The sequence below is a fragment of the Pirellulales bacterium genome, assembly GCA_036267355.1.
GTDB lineage: Bacteria > Planctomycetota > Planctomycetia > Pirellulales > DATAWG01 > DATAWG01.
The window spans coordinates 75,699-91,574 of sequence record DATAWG010000004.1; the positions used below are offsets into that span (position 1 = coordinate 75,699).

General features: G+C 61.6%; 13 protein-coding genes. 10 read left to right on the forward strand and 3 right to left on the reverse strand.

All coding sequences use genetic code 11. The annotated features are described in order from the left end of the window. From VHX65_00995 to VHX65_01010, 4 genes are all read left to right on the forward strand, one after another. On the forward strand, nt 1-1,749 hold the full coding sequence (locus tag VHX65_00995) for a response regulator (GenBank protein HEX3997109.1): 1,749 nt from the start codon (nt 1-3) through the stop codon (nt 1,747-1,749). A 168-nt stretch (nt 1,750-1,917) separates the two neighbouring features. Further along, nucleotides 1,918-2,430 carry a hypothetical protein gene (locus tag VHX65_01000; GenBank protein HEX3997110.1) on the forward strand — a complete coding sequence of 171 codons (513 nt, stop codon included), beginning with the start codon at nt 1,918-1,920 and terminating at the stop codon, nt 2,428-2,430. A 136-nt stretch (nt 2,431-2,566) separates the two neighbouring features. After that, nucleotides 2,567-3,595: a sugar phosphate isomerase/epimerase family protein gene (locus VHX65_01005; GenBank protein ID HEX3997111.1), complete on the forward strand. Its 1,029-nt coding sequence runs from the start codon at nt 2,567-2,569 to the stop codon at nt 3,593-3,595. 93 nt (nt 3,596-3,688) lie between these two features. Beyond that, nucleotides 3,689-4,420, forward strand: coding sequence for an endonuclease/exonuclease/phosphatase family protein (locus tag VHX65_01010; GenBank protein HEX3997112.1), 732 nt, complete (start codon nt 3,689-3,691; stop codon nt 4,418-4,420). On the opposite strand, the gene ilvA is transcribed toward VHX65_01010, so the two are convergent. Both ilvA and VHX65_01020 read right to left on the reverse strand, forming a co-directional pair. Beyond that, nucleotides 4,415-5,629 (reverse strand): threonine ammonia-lyase, encoded by a 1,215-nt coding sequence (gene ilvA, locus VHX65_01015; protein HEX3997113.1) that lies wholly within the window; start codon nt 5,627-5,629, stop codon nt 4,415-4,417. The genes VHX65_01010 and ilvA overlap by 6 nt on opposite strands. Nucleotides 5,630-5,743: 114 nt before the next feature. Further along, on the reverse strand, nt 5,744-6,766 hold the full coding sequence (locus VHX65_01020; GenBank protein HEX3997114.1) for a fatty acid desaturase: 1,023 nt from the start codon (nt 6,764-6,766) through the stop codon (nt 5,744-5,746). 379 nt (nt 6,767-7,145) lie between these two features. Between VHX65_01020 and VHX65_01025 the strand changes: the two genes are divergently transcribed. The 6 genes from VHX65_01025 to VHX65_01050 all read left to right on the forward strand — a co-directional run bounded on the left by VHX65_01025 (nt 7,146) and on the right by VHX65_01050 (nt 15,331). Then, nucleotides 7,146-8,690, forward strand: coding sequence for a hypothetical protein (locus VHX65_01025; protein HEX3997115.1), 1,545 nt, complete (start codon nt 7,146-7,148; stop codon nt 8,688-8,690). Nucleotides 8,691-9,096: 406 nt separating this feature from the next. After that, on the forward strand, nt 9,097-9,648 hold the full coding sequence (locus VHX65_01030) for a hypothetical protein (protein HEX3997116.1): 552 nt from the start codon (nt 9,097-9,099) through the stop codon (nt 9,646-9,648). Between the two features lie 223 nt (nt 9,649-9,871). Then, a complete protein-coding gene (locus tag VHX65_01035) occupies nt 9,872-10,144 on the forward strand; it encodes a WXG100 family type VII secretion target (protein ID HEX3997117.1) in 273 nt (90 codons plus the stop codon). Nucleotides 10,145-10,148: 4 nt separating this feature from the next. After that, nucleotides 10,149-10,904: a hypothetical protein gene (locus VHX65_01040; GenBank protein ID HEX3997118.1), complete on the forward strand. Its 756-nt coding sequence runs from the start codon at nt 10,149-10,151 to the stop codon at nt 10,902-10,904. Continuing rightward, nucleotides 10,901-11,122, forward strand: coding sequence for a hypothetical protein (locus VHX65_01045; protein ID HEX3997119.1), 222 nt, complete (start codon nt 10,901-10,903; stop codon nt 11,120-11,122). Before VHX65_01040 ends, VHX65_01045 begins: the two co-directional genes overlap by 4 nt. A gap of 237 nt (nt 11,123-11,359) precedes the next feature. Continuing rightward, nucleotides 11,360-15,331 carry an FtsK/SpoIIIE domain-containing protein gene (locus VHX65_01050; GenBank protein ID HEX3997120.1) on the forward strand — a complete coding sequence of 1,324 codons (3,972 nt, stop codon included), beginning with the start codon at nt 11,360-11,362 and terminating at the stop codon, nt 15,329-15,331. A gap of 384 nt (nt 15,332-15,715) precedes the next feature. Here the strand turns inward: VHX65_01050 and VHX65_01055 are convergent. Beyond that, on the reverse strand, nt 15,716-15,876 hold a 161-nt coding region (locus tag VHX65_01055), incomplete at its 5' end, for an IS4 family transposase (protein HEX3997121.1).

The window sequence follows — 15,876 nt, forward strand, 5'->3', positions numbered from 1 at the left end:
ATGCCCGCTCTCGATAAGGCCCCGATTCTGCTGGTCGACGATGTGCCGGACAAGCTTTTGGCGATCGGCGCCGTTCTTGAAGAATTGCAACAGCCGCTGGTCTCCGTTCGCTCGGGAACCGACGCGCTGCGCCAACTGCTGCACCAGGAATTCGCGGTCATCTTGCTCGATGTAAACATGCCGGAGCTCGATGGTTTCGAAACCGCGGCCTTGATCCGCCAGCGGAAAAGCAGCGAGCACACGCCGATCATCTTTCTCACCGCCTTCCCCGACGATCGCTTCGCGGTGCGCGGTTACCAGCTCGGAGCCGTCGATTTCGTGCTGACGCCGGTGGTGCCCGAAATTCTGCGGGCCAAAGTGTCGGTATTCGTCGATCTCTATCGCATGACGCTGCAAGTCAAGCGGCAGGCCGCCGAGCATATCGCACTGGTCGAGGAACGCGCCGCTCGCGTTGCCGCCGAAAGGGCCAACCGCGCCAAAGATGAATTCCTCGCCAATGTCAGCCACGAGTTGCGCACTCCGATGAACGCCATTATCGGCATGACCGATCTGGCGCTGGAAGAGCCGTTGCCCCCGCTGGTGGACAAATATCTCGGAATGGTGAAGTCGAATGCCCGGCTGCTGTTGGATTTGTTGAACGATATTCTGGATTTCTCGAAATATCGCTCGGGCAAATTCGATTTGCGGAGCATTCCGTTCGGCCTGCGAGAAATCATTTTCGAACTGGTCCAGACGTTCGACTATCGCGCCTCGGAAAAAGGTCTGCAGCTCTCGGCCAGTATCGCGCCGGAGGTGCCCAATCGATTCCTCGGCGATTCGCTACGGCTGCGGCAGGTGCTGATGAATCTGCTCTCGAACGCGGTAAAATTCACGCACCAAGGCACGGTCACGATCGAAATCGGCCTTGAATCCGACACGCCCGAGGAAGCGAATCTCCGCTTTGCCGTCGTCGATACGGGGATCGGCATTTCGGCGACGGATCAGCAGCACGTGTTCGCGCCGTTCGCTCAGGTGGATTCATCAACCACCCGGCAGCATGGCGGGACCGGATTGGGCCTCTCAATCGCCTCCGATTTGATCCGCGCCATGGGCGGAAGGCTCGATTTGCACAGCGAGTTGGGAAAAGGAAGCACGTTTTTCTTTGTCGTGCCCATCCGCCACGAACCACAATCGGCTGCGCCCAATGGCCAGCCTGCCGCCGCGCAATCCGTCGAATCGAGCCGCGATCTTCCGCCGACCGCACAGCACGAACCGGAGGCGAAAGGGGCTGCTGGGAAGGACACAGCCACAAAACCGGATTACGATCGTCCAACCAAATCGGCCTCCGCGGCCGATTCGCCGTCCGGCAAATTGCGCGTGCTGCTCGTCGAAGATTTGCCGGCCAACCAGATGCTTGTGGTTCACGTGCTCAAACGGCGCGGACATGAAGTCGAAGTCGCCAAGAATGGCATTCAAGCCGTCGAGCTCGCGTCGCAACATCCGTTCGACTTGGTGCTAATGGATTTGCAAATGCCCGACATGGACGGGTTCGAGGCCACGGCGGCGATCCGAGCGTTGCCGCAGGGCGGGCAAATGCCGATCGTGGCCCTCACGGCTCATGCGCTGCCGGCCGACCGGGATCGATGTCTTGCCGCCGGAATGGACGACTATCTTGCAAAGCCACTGGATATTCGGCAATTGGTCGAAGTGGTCGAAGCGAATGCCCATCGCGGCGTGACCACCGGCGCGACGCGCAGCCCGCCATCCTAGCGGACCGTCCCGAATTCTTCCACTTCGCTGCAAGCCCAGCGAAGGCTGTCGGCAATCTCGCCACCTGGCGTCCGCGAACGCAGCCTTCTCTGGATAGCCGCCCAAACCTCCGATCGCTCCCTCGCGTCCCCTTTTGACGTTGCCACGCCCTCCGATCATACTGTGCCGATGCAACGGCGACCGAAAATCGTGCCCACGGCGACTTGGACCGGCGACGACGCCGCCCACCGCGCTATGTCCGCTTCCGCGATCCTCCAGGGATCGGCCGTCGGGGCCGGCGGCGCGGTGGTCATGACGACGTTGATCGGCGTCGCGGCCGTCGTCGGAATGAACTTGCAAGGCCTTTCGCCGGAGACAATGCGTGCAACTTTGGAACACGGCATCGCGTTCCGCGGTTTTGTGGTCGCTGCCGAATGGATCACCGCCGTGGCGGGTGGCTATGCGGCGGTGCGGGTGGCTGCCTGTCGGCGTCAGACGGCGCATGCATTTTCGGCAGCCGGCGGAACAATCGTGTTGAAATGCATGACATGGCTGCTGTTGGGGAATCCTTGGCCGCTTGGATTGGCCGCGATCGATCTGGCGATCGTCGTCCCGTGCGCGCTGGTCGGCGGATATTTGGCCGCTCCCTGCCCTCCGCTTTCAAGCGAGGCGCCAAGACCCTCGGCAAGTTCGCTGAAATAATCGCATTACCCGCCTGATTGATGTTGTCGCGACGGTCGATCCATAGCATCAACTGTCCCGCTTGCCCGCCTCGGAAGCTCGCCGATTCGCACGTTCGTTCGATTCCCGTTCCATCTCCATCGATTTATGTGTCCTCATGCAAACAAACGGTAACGGCCGGCCCGACAAGCCACACAAAGATCACATTTCCCGCCGCGCGATTCTTTCCCGCGCGGGGATCTCGGCGGCTGCTTGTGCGTTGGCAGCGCCTGTGGCCGTGTTGCCGCAGGCGAGTGCCCAAGGGGCCGGCGTCGGTTCGCCGGTTGCCGCTTCAAGCGAGGCGAATCCCTTTCGCTTCGGCATGAACACGAGCACGCTTCGCGGACAGAAATTGCCGATCGCGCAGCTTGTCGAAGTGGTCGCTAAAGCCGGTTTCCAGGCGATCGAACCTTGGATCAGCGAACTCGAAGACCACGTGCGCCGCGGAGGCTCGCTCAAAGATCTCGGCAAGCAGGTTCGCGACCTCGGGCTGGCCGTCGAGAGCTCGATCGCATTTCCCGAATGGATCGTCGACGACGACGCCCGGCGGGCCAAGGGATTGGAGCAGGCCCGCAGAAACATGGCCATGGTGGCCGAAATCGGTGGCCTGCGGATGGCGGCGCCCCCCATCGGCGCGACGAATGGGCCGCAAATCGATTCGCAAAAGATCTCCGATCGATATCGCAAGCTGCTGGAATTGGGGGATCAGATCGGCGTGGTTCCGGAAGTTGAAGTCTGGGGATTCTCGAAAACGCTCACGCGCCTCAGCGACGCCGCCGAAGTGGCTCTAAACACCGGACATCCAAAAGCCTGCATCCTGCCCGACATCTACCATCTTTACAAAGGTGGTTCGCCATTTGCCGGCCTGCGGCTTTTGAGCGGACAGGCAGTGCACGTGATCCACACCAACGATTATCCCGCCAACCCGCCACGCGCGGCGATCAAGGATTCCGACCGCGTGTTTCCTGGCGACGGCGTGGCCCCCTTGGCGACGATTTTTCGCGACCTGCGCGACGCCGGTTTCCGCGGCACGCTATCGATCGAGCTTTTCAATCCGACCTATTGGCAGCAAGACCCGCAAACGGTGGCGCGGACGGCGCTGGCGAAGACCCGCGCCATCGTGGCCGACGCGCTGGCCGCGCGATAGCGCTTCGCCGAGCGCCGACGCGCGAAACCGCAAGCGATTAGCCTGCCGCTCTTCGTCCATCGCCTTCTGCCCCTCACCCTCACCCTTCCCGCGATGCGCGTCCTCAGCTACAACATGCACAAGGGGATCGGCGGCCGGGATCGGCGATATCGGCTCGAGCGGATTTTGGATGTTATCGAGACCGAAAATCCCGATTTAATTCTCCTCCAAGAGGTCGATCGGCACGTCGCACGCTCGAAGTTCGACGATCAGCCGCGAATTCTGGCCGATTACTTCAAAGCGGCCGGACATTTGTTTCAGCCGAACGTTCACCTTCGAGCCGGCGCGTATGGCAATTTGCTTCTTTCGCGGTGGAAGCTGACCAGCCGGCATCAGATTTCTCTGCGGCTAAATCGGAAGAAGCCGCGCGGCGGGCAGCTCGCCGTCGTCGAAACGCCCGAGGGCCCGCTGCATGTGGTCCACGTGCACTTAGGGCTCAACGAGCGCGAGCGCCATTGGCAAATCGAACATTTGCTGGGGCATCATCTATTTCAAGCGTCGGCGCATTTGCCGACGTTGCTCATTGGCGATACCAACGACTGGCGCAACACGCTTGCCGGCGGATTGCTGGGCCTGAGCGGCTTCCGGCTGATCACCGCACCGATTTCGCGGTTTCGAAGTTTTCCGGCGTGGCTGCCGCTCGGCTCCCTGGATAAATTGTTTGTTCGCGGGGGCGTGAACGTGCGGCATGCGCGGTTCGTGCGCTCGCGGTTGGCGCGCAGCGCGTCAGACCATTTGCCGCTAGTGGCCGACCTGCATCTGCACCGCATGGCGCTCGATTCATGATGCGGCGGTCGGCTCGAAGCCGGCTTTTCGAAGCTGGCGATAGAGTTCGACGATGTGCTGGCGATCGGCGGTTTCCACGGTGCAGAGAACGCTCACCGCCGAGACATCCGGCCCGCAAAAAGCGCGGTCGTGCGCAATCTCCTTGACGCTCGCTCCGGCGGCGGCAATTTGCTCCGCCAGCCGCGCCAATCCACCAGGCCGATCGCTGATCGTGACCGTGAATCGGCACAGCCGGCCATCGACCACCAAGCCATGCTCGATCACCCGGCCGAGCACGGCCAGGTCGATATTTCCGCCGGTGAGCACCAGCACGGTGCGGCGGCCAGCGAGTTCGGGCAATTTTCCCGCGAGGCACGCGGCCAGCGCCGCTCCGCCCGCACCCTCGACGACGCTTTTTTCCAGTTCCGCCAGCCGCAGAATTGCCAGCGAAAATTGTTCTTCGCCGACCGTTACAACCCGTTCGATCAACGGCGCAGCCAAGGCAAACGCTCGTTCGCCGACCCGGCCAACGGCCAGGCCGTCGGCCAACGTCGGCCGCAGAGGAATATCGACCGGATGACCGGCTGCCAGGGCAGCGCTGAACGTCGGCATTTGCTCTGGTTCGACGCCGAAGATTTGCACCGCCGGGCGCAGCGCTTTCACGGCCACCGCGACGCCCGCAGCCAATCCGCCGCCGCCGATCGGCAATACGATCGTCTCGACGTCGGGCACCTGGTCGAGGATTTCGAGCCCAAGCGTTCCCTGCCCCGCGATGATTGCCGGATTGTCGAAGCCGTGGATGTAGCTCAGGCCGCGCTCGCGCTCGAGCGCATGGGCATGCTCGACCGCCTCGCGGAATGTCTCGCCATGCAGCACGACATTCGCCCCTAGCCGCCGGCAGGTGGCGAGCTTAATGAGCGGCGCAAACTTCGGCATGACCACGGTCACGCCGATCGAGAGCAGCTTGCCGTGATAGGCCAGCCCCAGGGCATGGTTGCCGGCCGATGCGGCAATGACGCCGCGCTGCCGCTGATGGTCGTCCAAGAGCAGCAGAGCGTTGCGAGCACCGCGTTCCTTGAAGCTGCCGGTGCGCTGCAGATAATCGAGCTTGCAGAAAATGCGCGCGCCGCATAGTTCCGAAAGCTGAATCGATTCCGGACACGGCGACAAAGCCACCCCGCCGGCAATCCGGCTGCGAGCGGCCAAAACGTCGTCAAGCGAAATGCTCATGACCCCGTAGGCCAGGCTTTCTAGCCTGACTGCCGCTGTTTGGTGCTCCGGCACGTCCAACGCATGTCAGGCTGGAAAGCCTGACCTACACACCGTGCGCCGGCACCGCTCGCACTACTCGGGCTTTTGGTAAGCCGGCACTTTGTGGACGACGTTCCAGACTAGCCCGATCTTTTCCATGGCACAGATCGCCCAGTAAGTGACGTCGATTTCCCACCAGCGATGTCCGTGCTTGGCCATCCGCTGGAATGCGTGATGGTTATTGTGCCACCCTTCGCCAAAGGCCAGGAGGCCGACCCACCACAGATTTCGGCTGTCGTCGCTGGTCTCGTAGTTGCGATAACCCCACATGTGCGACGCCGAATTGACAAACCAAGTGACATGCCATACGTACACCATTCGCACAAACACGCCCCAAAATACGAACGACCAAGCCGTGTATGCATCCCATCCCAAATAGCCGACCGCGAACAAGGCAAGGCCGAGGCCGATCTGCAGCGGCAGAAAAAACATGTGCAAGACTCGCAGCACTGGGTCTTTCAGCAGATCGGGGCAATATTTGGCCGTTAGGTTCTTTTGCCAATCCTGCCCGAAATAGGGCGTGAACCAAAGCATATGGCTCCACCACGGTCCGTCGTGCGGCGAATGCGGATCGCCGGGCTTGTCGCTAAAGGCATGATGCTTGCGGTGGTTGGCCACCCAGGTGAGCGCCGAGCCTTCGCCAGAGAATGTGCCGATCAGCGCTAGCAACCATTTCAGCGGTCGATACGTTTGAAAGCTGCCATGAGTCAACAGGCGGTGGAAGCAGAGGCAAATGCCCAGGCCGCCGCAAGCCCAACTCAACACCGCCGCCAACGCCAGTGCCTTCCAGGTGAAAAACAGCGGAGCGCCGAGCGCCATAATATGCACCAAGGCCATCCAGGTCACGACGGTCCAGTCGAGACCGTTGGCCCAAGGGCTATCGTTGTCGGAATCGCCGGCCACGACAGACGTGGTGGAAGCGGCTGCGGCCGAAGCGGAGGTTTCTTCCGTAACGCTGCAATGGGCCCCTTCGCTCCGGGTGAGTAATGCCGGAGATGCCGCTAATGGAGAACGAGGAGACGGAATCGTATCGAGATCGCTGACGTGGGTGGCCATGGGGTTCTCTGTCCTGATGAATCGAAAAATTTGTCCGGCGATTGGATGCGCTACGGCAAACCGAATTCGCGGGCCGGACCTTTCTTTAGTCGTCGAAATTCTAGCGATTTCTCGACAAGCGAATGTCATCCATGCGCATACGCCGAGTAAAATCCTTGTAAAAGGTGGCTGATCGTGCAGCCGGACCGCTTCCACCAGCCAAAAAGCGAACTTGGCGAACCTAGCGTCGGCCGGCCTTATGCAGCCCCGCCTCACTTGACAACCGCGATTCCGCGCTGTGCAATGATACCTAAACGACCGCCGCAACTCGACGCGGGCCAAAACGACGAATCGAGCGGTCGGGGCATAACTGGGGTTTCCCCCGACGGAAAGGCATCTCATGCCCGCGCTCCTTTTTCCATTCCGCTTTCGCCGCTCGCCGCGCGCGCGATCGCGCCGCGGTCTGACGGTCGTCGAGCTTCTCGCCGCCACGGTGATCAGCCTGATCGTAATGGGTGCGACCGTGCAGCTATTCGGCACCGTCGGGGGCCAGATCACCAACGGCCGATCCAACATCGAAGCCAACGATCGCCTTCGATCGGTTCTCAACCGCTTGCGCACTGATATTCGCGGCGCCACCGTCGATATGCGAAGCTGGAACCGCGCGGAAGACGCCAGCGGTTATTTCGAGCTCGTCAAGGGGCCGTCGACCAGTTGGGACAAAAACGTCTCGCCGACGACCTCCTCGACAACCAACGGAGCAACCCTCACCGGCTACACGAAGGACGGCCTGTTCTTTACCACGCGCAGTAGCGGCGCTCCGTTCACCGGTCGAGCCGTTACCACGTCGAACCAAGCGATCAACATCGAATCGCAAGTGGCCGAAGTGGCGTGGTTCCTGCAACCAACTTCGCTGACGCCGCCATCGACCGGCTTCACTCCGACAGTTCCGCCGACCTATACGCTCTATCGCCGACAGTTGTTGGTGCTGCCGGGGATCGGAACGACCGTCGCCACCGGCAGTCCGGCCGTCATCACTGCGGGTAATTATTACGACACCAATGTCGCTCCAAGCGCTTGGGTGCCGCTCTCCGACATTTCTGCCCATCCCGATGGCACTACGGTTGGCGCCGGCTGGCAGAGCATGAACATGGTGCTGAATTCCTTGGCCGATCTGTCGTATCGAGAAAATCGGTTTGCACATTTCTACCCTCCGTCGTGCAGCAACAGTAACCTGTGGGGCAACAGCTCGTTTGGGTCGGGGAGTTCGCCCTTCCCGGTCGTGATTAGCCAAGTGCAGCCGTTCCCCTCGACGCCCGCGACCGATCCAAACCTGCGCTATGGCGAAGACGTCGTGCTGACAAACGTATTGAGCTTTGACGTGAAAGTGTGGGACCCCTGGGCCCAGGTGTTGCAGGATGCCAATGGCAATCCGCTGGTGCCAAGCGATCCCGGTTACGGCAGCGGCACGAAGATCGGCAATGGCGTGTATGGCGCGTATGTAGACTTGAATTGGGGCGCCGGGCTGCCGACGACCGCGTATACGAATCCGTCGGGCGTGTCTGCGCCTTATTTTGCATTGGGCTATTACGGCGCGGGGCAGAAATCGTATCTGGCCCCGTCCGGCACGCCGGTCCAAATGAATTCGCAGACGCAGTTTCCGATGCAAGGTTCGGCAACTTACGACACATGGCCGGCCGGCTACGAGGCTTGGCTCTACAATGCGGCAAACTCGGGAACTCCAATCTCGTCGAACCAAGCGTTCGATGGCATGGATAGTATCGGTTCTGGCGCTTCCGGCGGCGTCGATAGCCCGAACGAGCGCCTTACTTCGCCCCCCTATCCGGTTCCCATCCGGGGCGTCCAGATCAAGATCCGAACGTACGAATTCAGCACGAAGCAAGTGCGCGAGGCGACGATCGAGGAAAGTTTCGTTCCGGATTGATCGGACCCAATAGGCACACACTCGTTTTGCCGTCCACCACGTAAGTCGGGCCGCCACGGTCGTCCAGCCTTCCAACTCTTTTTGAATTGGATTGCGTTTCCCAGCGCCAACGGCATTCGGAGAATGCCTCCTACTTTGGTTGCGGCTCCGCCGCACTGTGACGTTATTTTTCGGCTGGGTCTTAGCCCGCGACTCCATCATCGAGGGGGCGGTGCTGCGGCCCTCTCGCTCTTGGTTCACTCAGCGGCCACGCCTCACGATTGGCGGCCGGGGCGGTCTGCGTTGACTGGCGAAATCTGCCGGCTATTATTGAAATTGGCCGGCTTGATCTGGAGCGGCTGAGCAAAAGTCGCTACCCTTGCCGGCCACCGATTTTCCCCTGCCCCAAAAAAGGGCTTCGGTCGCCATGCATCCAGTCAAACCCGTTTCTAGCGAGGAATTGCGGCATTTCTTTTCCGGCCTGACCGAGTATGCCTTCCAAACGCGTTTGGGCGTTGCCGACCCACCGCTGGTGGAATATCTGGGCCAACTGCTTGCCCGTTTCTTCCGAACCGACACGATCTTCGCCGTGCGCAATCCATCGGGGCGGAGGCTCGATGCCGTGGCCGATATGCTGGTGGAAGCCGACGCCCGAGTCGGCGAGGCCAAGCGGCAAGTTCATCGCCATATCGGCGATTTCACGCTCTTCTGGTCGGGCGTCTATCCAGAGGCCCTATCGCATTTGCAACGCGGCCCGCAAAAAGATTTCTTCTTGGACTATTGCGAGCATGGCAAACGGGCCTATTACATCGCCAGCACGCTTCCGGCCCGCGATAATGACGCGAAAAAAGAAAACGCTCTGCTAGAACGTTTGAGCCACGACTTCGAGCTGTGCGTGTACGGCCTCGGCGAAGTCCGCCGCCAATGGGAACGCCGCGACGAAAACGGCGAAGCCCCCCGCGGGCCAATTATGCTGTAGCGGCAAATGCTCGGGTGCTCTAGCGCCTGCCGCCGCTACTCGCCGCAGCCCCTCGCTTCGGTTATGATAAAGCTTGCCTAGCCCGTCGCTTGCGACGAATCAGCCACACCAGCCGGAAGCGTTCGCCAGGAAGCGCCGCCAACACGCGTGGCAACTCGCCAACCCTTCGGCGAACTGCGGGCCGCGGGAAGTCGAGCGATCCTTTTCCAATCGAGTTCTCCTCATGCCTCAAGCAATTGTCGATCCAGGCGAAGTGCGCCGCTTTGCTCAACAGCTCAAACAATTCTCCGGCGAACTGCTCAATCAAATGTCAATGATCCAGCGCCAATTGGCCGCCCTCGGCGGCACATGGCGCGATCAGGAGCATAAAAAGTTTTCGGAGGATTTCGAGCAGCAGATGCAAGTGCTCCGCCGCTTCGCCGAATCGACGACGATGTACGTGCCGTATCTGGTGCGCAAAGCCGAACGCGCCGAAGAATATCTCCAACAGCGGTGAACCGATGTCGACTCAAGGCGCCCAAGTCGGTTCGGTCGCGGCCATCGAAGCGTTTCAAGTCGCGCTGGCCAACTACATCGAAGAGTCGAAGCAGGCCCTGGTGATGATCGATCTCGAGATTCGCCGCGCCGTCGATTGGGTGCGCATCGATCGGGCCGAACATTGGAAACACGAGATCCGCCGTGCCGGCGACGCCGTCAATCGGGCCAAAGACGATTTGCACCGCTGCATCAGCTTCAAAAGCATGGATAACTACACGCCCTCGTGCGTCGACGAACGCAAGAACCTGCAGCGGGCCCAGGAGCGCTTGAAAAACGCCGAGCAAAAGGCCGAAGCCGTCCGCCGTTGGACTCGGGCTATGCAGCACGAACTCAACGAATACGCCGGCCGGATCGTGCAATTCAATGCGGCCCTGGAAGGCGATATCCCCAAATCGATGCTCACGCTGAAGCGAATTCTCGACACGCTCGATCGCTATGTACACACCACCGCGCCGCGGCCGATGAGCGAATCGGCGATGGTTCGGCCCGGCGCGTTGAATCAGCCCGACGACGCCAACGATTCCGCGAGCATGGCGCAACCGCTTGACGAGCCCGAGCAACCGCCTGCCGCCGCCGAGCTGGAGTCGCAACCGAACGGCCATTCATCGGCTGCGACGGTGGCCGACTCCGGCGACGCGGCTGCTCTTCCTCGCCCCTCGTCCCTCGCCCCTCGCCCCTCGGCCGAACCGGCCGCCGGGGACACGGAGGCGCGCCCATGATCGTCGGCGATCTGGTATCGGGAGCGGCCAAATTGGCGGGGGCGATGAAAGATTTGCGGTTGCATTGGACCGAAACACAGGAACAGTGGCGCGACATCGCTGCGCGTCGATTCGAAGAGGAGCACCTCGTCGAACTGGAACCGCTCGTACGAATGACGTTCGACGCGGTCAGCCGTTTGGCCGAGACGCTGGACCGAGCGCAGCGCGAATGTAGTTGAGTACGTGGCGTTGCGAGGAGCGGCGAAGCGCTCCTAACGTAGTAGGCACACTCCGTGTGCCGTCGGCGCAACGCGGCGCGAAACGCACAGAACGGCGCAGACGGCACACGGAGTGTGCCGGCTACTTTGGTTGCGGCTCCGCCGCCTTATGGCAAGTGCAGGGCAGTTGATTCGGCGTTTGGGAAACGGAACAGAAGAATTCATTCGCCTCGCCATGAGGCCCTTAGGCCGGCTGGTATGACCCAACCGTTGTCGTCCGAAGTCGAGCGCACGCTGATCGCCGAACTCTATCGGCTCGCCGCCGAGCGGCAGGCTGCCGAAGTGCGCGTGCAGGCGGAATTCGTGGCCCGCAATAAGGCGGCCGAAGAAGATTTTCGCCGCACCCGCCAGCAAATCGCCGATCGCTTCAAGGCCGACGGCCGCTCCACGCAGCAGCAATACGAGCGAGCCGTCGACGGCCCGAAATCCGATTACGAATCGGCTCACGCCGCCGCGGCTGCCGAACACGAATCGCGCCGCCGACAGGCCCTCGACGACTTCGAAGCTGCCGAAAAGGCCGCCACCAAGCAACAAGAACTCGATACGTGGCAAGCCACGACGGTGTTCGAAGCCTCGCACCCCGGGCTGCTGGAGCAGTTTTATCGCGTCGAAGCGAAAGTGAATTCGCACGGCGATGCGATGGTCGCCATCGTCGATCAGGTGTGGCAGTGGCTCGAGCTTTGCCGCATGGGCGTGGCCTGGCGCGACACGGCCCTGCCCGACACGACCGATCCCGGCGGCGATCCGTTCGCACTGTTGCCCGAGTGCGTCGTAACGGCGCAAAACCGCTTGAACGATTTGCGGGCCCAAATCGCGCCGCGGTTTTTCATCGGCGTTCGGCCGCAGATTTTAAGCGTCGCCATTCTGCTGGTGGCAATGGTCACGTCGGCCGTGTTGGTGCATGGAATTTCGTCGGACACGATCTGGCGCTGGCTCGGAATCGGCGCGGCCTTGGCCGTCGCGGGCGGCGTGGGCACGCTGTTGACCCTTTATCAACGCGCTCGCAGCCATTCCACCGCGCTTTGCACCGCGCTGCGGCAAGCGCTGGCCGACGCCGAGCGCTATCAGCAGCGCTGCCGCGTCGACGCCAAAGCGTATTACGACAGCCAGCGGGCCAAAATGGCCGAACGCCACAAGCGCGAAATCCGCGAGGCCACCGAACGCCATTTCACCACCATGACGCAAGTCATCGCCGATCGCGATGGGCGCCTGACCGAGACCGATATCGACTACGAGCGCATCGAAAAAGAATTGGTCGAGCGCCGCGATCGTTTGCTCGCCGAAGCGCACGCCAAACATCCCGATCTGATCGCGCAGGTGCGCCGGCAATTCGAGCAAGACCAGATCACCTCGCAAGCGGAGCACGAGCGGCGGGTGGAAGAAACCCGCTCGCGGCACGAAGCTGATTGGAACGCGATGGCCGCCGCGTGGCGCGATGGCATGGCCTGCATCTACGGCTCGATCGACGCGATGAACGAGCGTTGCCGCGAACTGTTTCCCGAGTGGCACGATCCGGCGTGGAAAACGTGGCGACCGCCGACGAGCCCGCCCCCGACGCTTCGATTCGGCCAATACGACGTGCGGCTCGACGAAGTGCCCGGCGGCATGTCGGCCGATCCGCGGCTGAACGGCATCGGACCCGACGTGTTGCATTTGCCGGCCCTGCTGCCGTTTCCGCGCACCGCTTCGATGCTGATCGAAACGACCGGCGAAGGGCGGACCCGCGGCGTGCAAGTATTGCAATCGGAAATGCTGCGGCTGCTGGCCACCGTGCCGCCGGGAAAGGTGCGGTTTACGATCGTCGATCCGGTGGGTCGCGGTGAAAATTTCGCCGGGTTCATGCATCTGGCCGATTTCGACGACATCTTGGTCACCAATCGCATCTGGACCGAGCGGCCCGACATCGAAGCCCGGCTTGTCGATCTCACCGAGCAGATGGAGATCGTCATTCAGAAATATTTGCGGAACGATTTCGAAACGATCGTCGACTACAACGAATTCGCCGGCGAAGTGGCCGAGGCGTTTCGCATCCTTGTCGTGGCCGATTTCCCGAACAGCTTCACCGAGGCCGCGGCCGCGCGGTTGGCGAGCATTGCGACGCACGGGGCCCGCTGCGGCGTGCATGTGCTGATGACCTACGACTCGGCGCAAGCGCTGCCGATGAAGTTCGACATCAAAGACATTCAGCGGCACGCGACGAATCTGCTTTGGCAGGGGGACAAATTCGTTTGGAAAGATCCCGAGTTCGAGAAATTCCCGCTCGCGGTCGAGCAGCCGCCGCCCGACGAACGCTTCACGCAAATCGTGCAGCTCGTCGGCGAAAATGCCAAGGACTCGCGGCGCGTCGAGGTGCCGTTCGAATACATCGCTCCCAAGGAAGACGCCTGGTGGAGCGGCAGCACGGCCAAGGGAATCGACGTTCCGCTCGGCCGGGCCGGCGCCACCAAGCTGCAACATCTACGGCTCGGCCAAGGCACGTCGCAACACGTGCTCGTGGCCGGCAAAACGGGCTCGGGCAAATCGACCCTCTTGCATGCATTGATCACGAATCTCGCCCTCACGTTCAGCCCGGCCGAGATCGAACTGTACCTGATCGACTTCAAAAAAGGCGTGGAGTTCAAGACCTACGCCACGCAAGAGCTGCCGCATGCCCGCGTGATTGCGATCGAAAGCGAGCGCGAGTTCGGGCTGAGCGTGTTGCAAAAGCTGGATGCCGAGTTGAAGCGCCGCGGCGATTTGTATCGGGCCCTGGGCGTGCAGGATTTGAACGGCTTCCGCAAAGCCAAGCCCGACATGACCATGCCGCGCGTGCTGCTGATCATCGACGAATTCCACGAACTGTTCGTCGAAGACGACAAGATCGCGCAAGACTCGGGCCTGCTGATGGATCGGCTCGTGCGGCAAGGCCGTGCGTTCGGGATCCATGTGCTCTTGGGTTCGCAAACGCTCGGCGGAGCCTATAGCCTCGCGCGCAGCACGCTCGGCCAAATGGCCGTGCGCATCGCCCTGCAATGCAGCGAGACCGACGCGCACTTGATTCTCAGCGAGGAAAACTCGGCCGCCCGGCTGCTCAATCGCCCCGGCGAAGCGATCTACAACGACGCCAACGGCCGCATGGAAGGCAACAACCCGTTCCAGGTCGTGTGGCTCTCGGACCAGAAGCGCGAAGATTATCTGAAGCGCATCCGCGCCGTGGCCGATCGGCAAACCGAGCGCTGGCGGAATTGGCAGATCGTGTTCGAGGGGAATGTGCCGGCCGTGGTGAGCCGCAATCCGCGCTTGCAAGAACTGCTCCACGCGCCGAATTGGAGCGAACCACCCGCCGGTGGCCCGCAAGCGTGGCTTGGCGAAGCGATCGCGATCAAAGATCCGACTGCCGCCCCCTTTCGACCGCAAAATGGCTGCAATCTTCTGCTGATCGGCCAGCGCGATGAAGCGGCGCTCGGCATCATGGCCACGTCTTTGCTGAGCTTGGCGGCCCAACTGTCGCCGGCGGGCGCGGAAAATTCCAACGGCCATCCCGCCTCTGCAAGCGCGAGGTTCTATGTCGTCGAAGCCAGCCGGGCCGAGCGCACCGTGTCGGGGTCGCTGGCGAATCTGGCCGGCATGCTGCCCCATGGGGCCCGCGCCGGTGGGCGGCGCGAGTTGGACGGGATCATCGCCGAGATTGCCGAGGAATTGCAGCGCCGCCAGACGTCGGAAAAGCACGATGCTCCCGCGCTGTTTTTGTTCGTCTACGATCTGGCCCGATTCCGCGATTTGCGGCGCGAAGACGACTTCATGAGCCATTCGTTCAGCGGCGAGCCACGGCCGCCGAGCGTGGGCGCGCAATTCTGCGACATCTTGCGCGAAGGCCCCGCGGTCGGCATCCACACGATCGTCTGGTGCGACACGCTGAATAACCTGAACCGGGCCGTCGATCGGCAAGGCATCCGCGAATTCGATCTGCGGGTGCTGTTCCAGATGAGCAACGCCGATTCGAGCAACCTGATCGACAGCCCAGCGGCAAGCAAGCTGGGCGCGAACCTGGCGTATTTCTACAACGAAGAAGAAGGCCGCCTGGAAAAATTCCGCCCCTACGCCTGGCCCACGCCCGAGTTTATCGCCTTCACAATCGCCCAGCTCCAATCCCGCCGCGCCGCCGCGCCGACAGACAAATTGGCGTCGTGAGGGAGTTGGGTAGGTGTACGCGTTGTCATTCCTAGCCCCGTTTCACGGGGCTTCCCGATGCCGGCGTTAGCCGCTCGGCGCGTCCAATGTTATGGCCTCGCCTCGCGGAACGGAAGCGATCGTGGCTAGTGGTCAGTGATTGGCAGCGGAGGCGTGGCGGACGCTTGCGTCCGAACCACTAACAACTAACCACTAACCAAGCATTTGCTCTTCGCTCCTCTCGGAACAAGCCGATTCGGCGACGGTTTAATCTGATAGACGAGCACAAATTCCAGGCCGCGGAAAAGAAGGCGGAAAAAAGGCGGAAAAGGTGTCAGGAACCGATTCTTAATTCGGTTCCTGACACGAATGGCACTGTCGGCATTGTAACCGATTTGTCAATCGCTAGTTGCGTCGCGCGAGATGCGCGCGAAGCTTTTCGCGAGGCTCTTGCATGAGCTTGTAGCCGTGGCGACGTCGTTTGAGTTCGCGCGGCTCGATGCGGCCGGGACGATCGCCGACGTTGCATTCGGCGATCCGTTTCAACAGCGCCTGGCAGTGCGAAA

What these genes read in the sequence shown, in the direction of transcription:
- VHX65_01005 (HEX3997111.1), top strand. Translation starts at nt 2,567, where the DNA reads ATGCAAACAAACGGTAACGGCCGGCCCGACAAGCCACACAAAGATCAC.
- VHX65_01010 (HEX3997112.1), top strand. Translation starts at nt 3,689, where the DNA reads ATGCGCGTCCTCAGCTACAACATGCACAAGGGGATCGGCGGCCGGGAT.
- VHX65_01045 (HEX3997119.1), top strand. Translation starts at nt 10,901, where the DNA reads ATGATCGTCGGCGATCTGGTATCGGGAGCGGCCAAATTGGCGGGGGCG.
- VHX65_01040 (HEX3997118.1), top strand. Translation starts at nt 10,149, where the DNA reads ATGTCGACTCAAGGCGCCCAAGTCGGTTCGGTCGCGGCCATCGAAGCG.
- ilvA (HEX3997113.1), bottom strand. Translation starts at nt 5,629, where the DNA reads ATGAGCATTTCGCTTGACGACGTTTTGGCCGCTCGCAGCCGGATTGCC.
- VHX65_01050 (HEX3997120.1), top strand. Translation starts at nt 11,360, where the DNA reads ATGACCCAACCGTTGTCGTCCGAAGTCGAGCGCACGCTGATCGCCGAA.
- VHX65_01020 (HEX3997114.1), bottom strand. Translation starts at nt 6,766, where the DNA reads ATGGCCACCCACGTCAGCGATCTCGATACGATTCCGTCTCCTCGTTCT.
- VHX65_01025 (HEX3997115.1), top strand. Translation starts at nt 7,146, where the DNA reads ATGCCCGCGCTCCTTTTTCCATTCCGCTTTCGCCGCTCGCCGCGCGCG.
- VHX65_01035 (HEX3997117.1), top strand. Translation starts at nt 9,872, where the DNA reads ATGCCTCAAGCAATTGTCGATCCAGGCGAAGTGCGCCGCTTTGCTCAA.
- VHX65_00995 (HEX3997109.1), top strand. Translation starts at nt 1, where the DNA reads ATGCCCGCTCTCGATAAGGCCCCGATTCTGCTGGTCGACGATGTGCCG.
- VHX65_01000 (HEX3997110.1), top strand. Translation starts at nt 1,918, where the DNA reads ATGCAACGGCGACCGAAAATCGTGCCCACGGCGACTTGGACCGGCGAC.
- VHX65_01030 (HEX3997116.1), top strand. Translation starts at nt 9,097, where the DNA reads ATGCATCCAGTCAAACCCGTTTCTAGCGAGGAATTGCGGCATTTCTTT.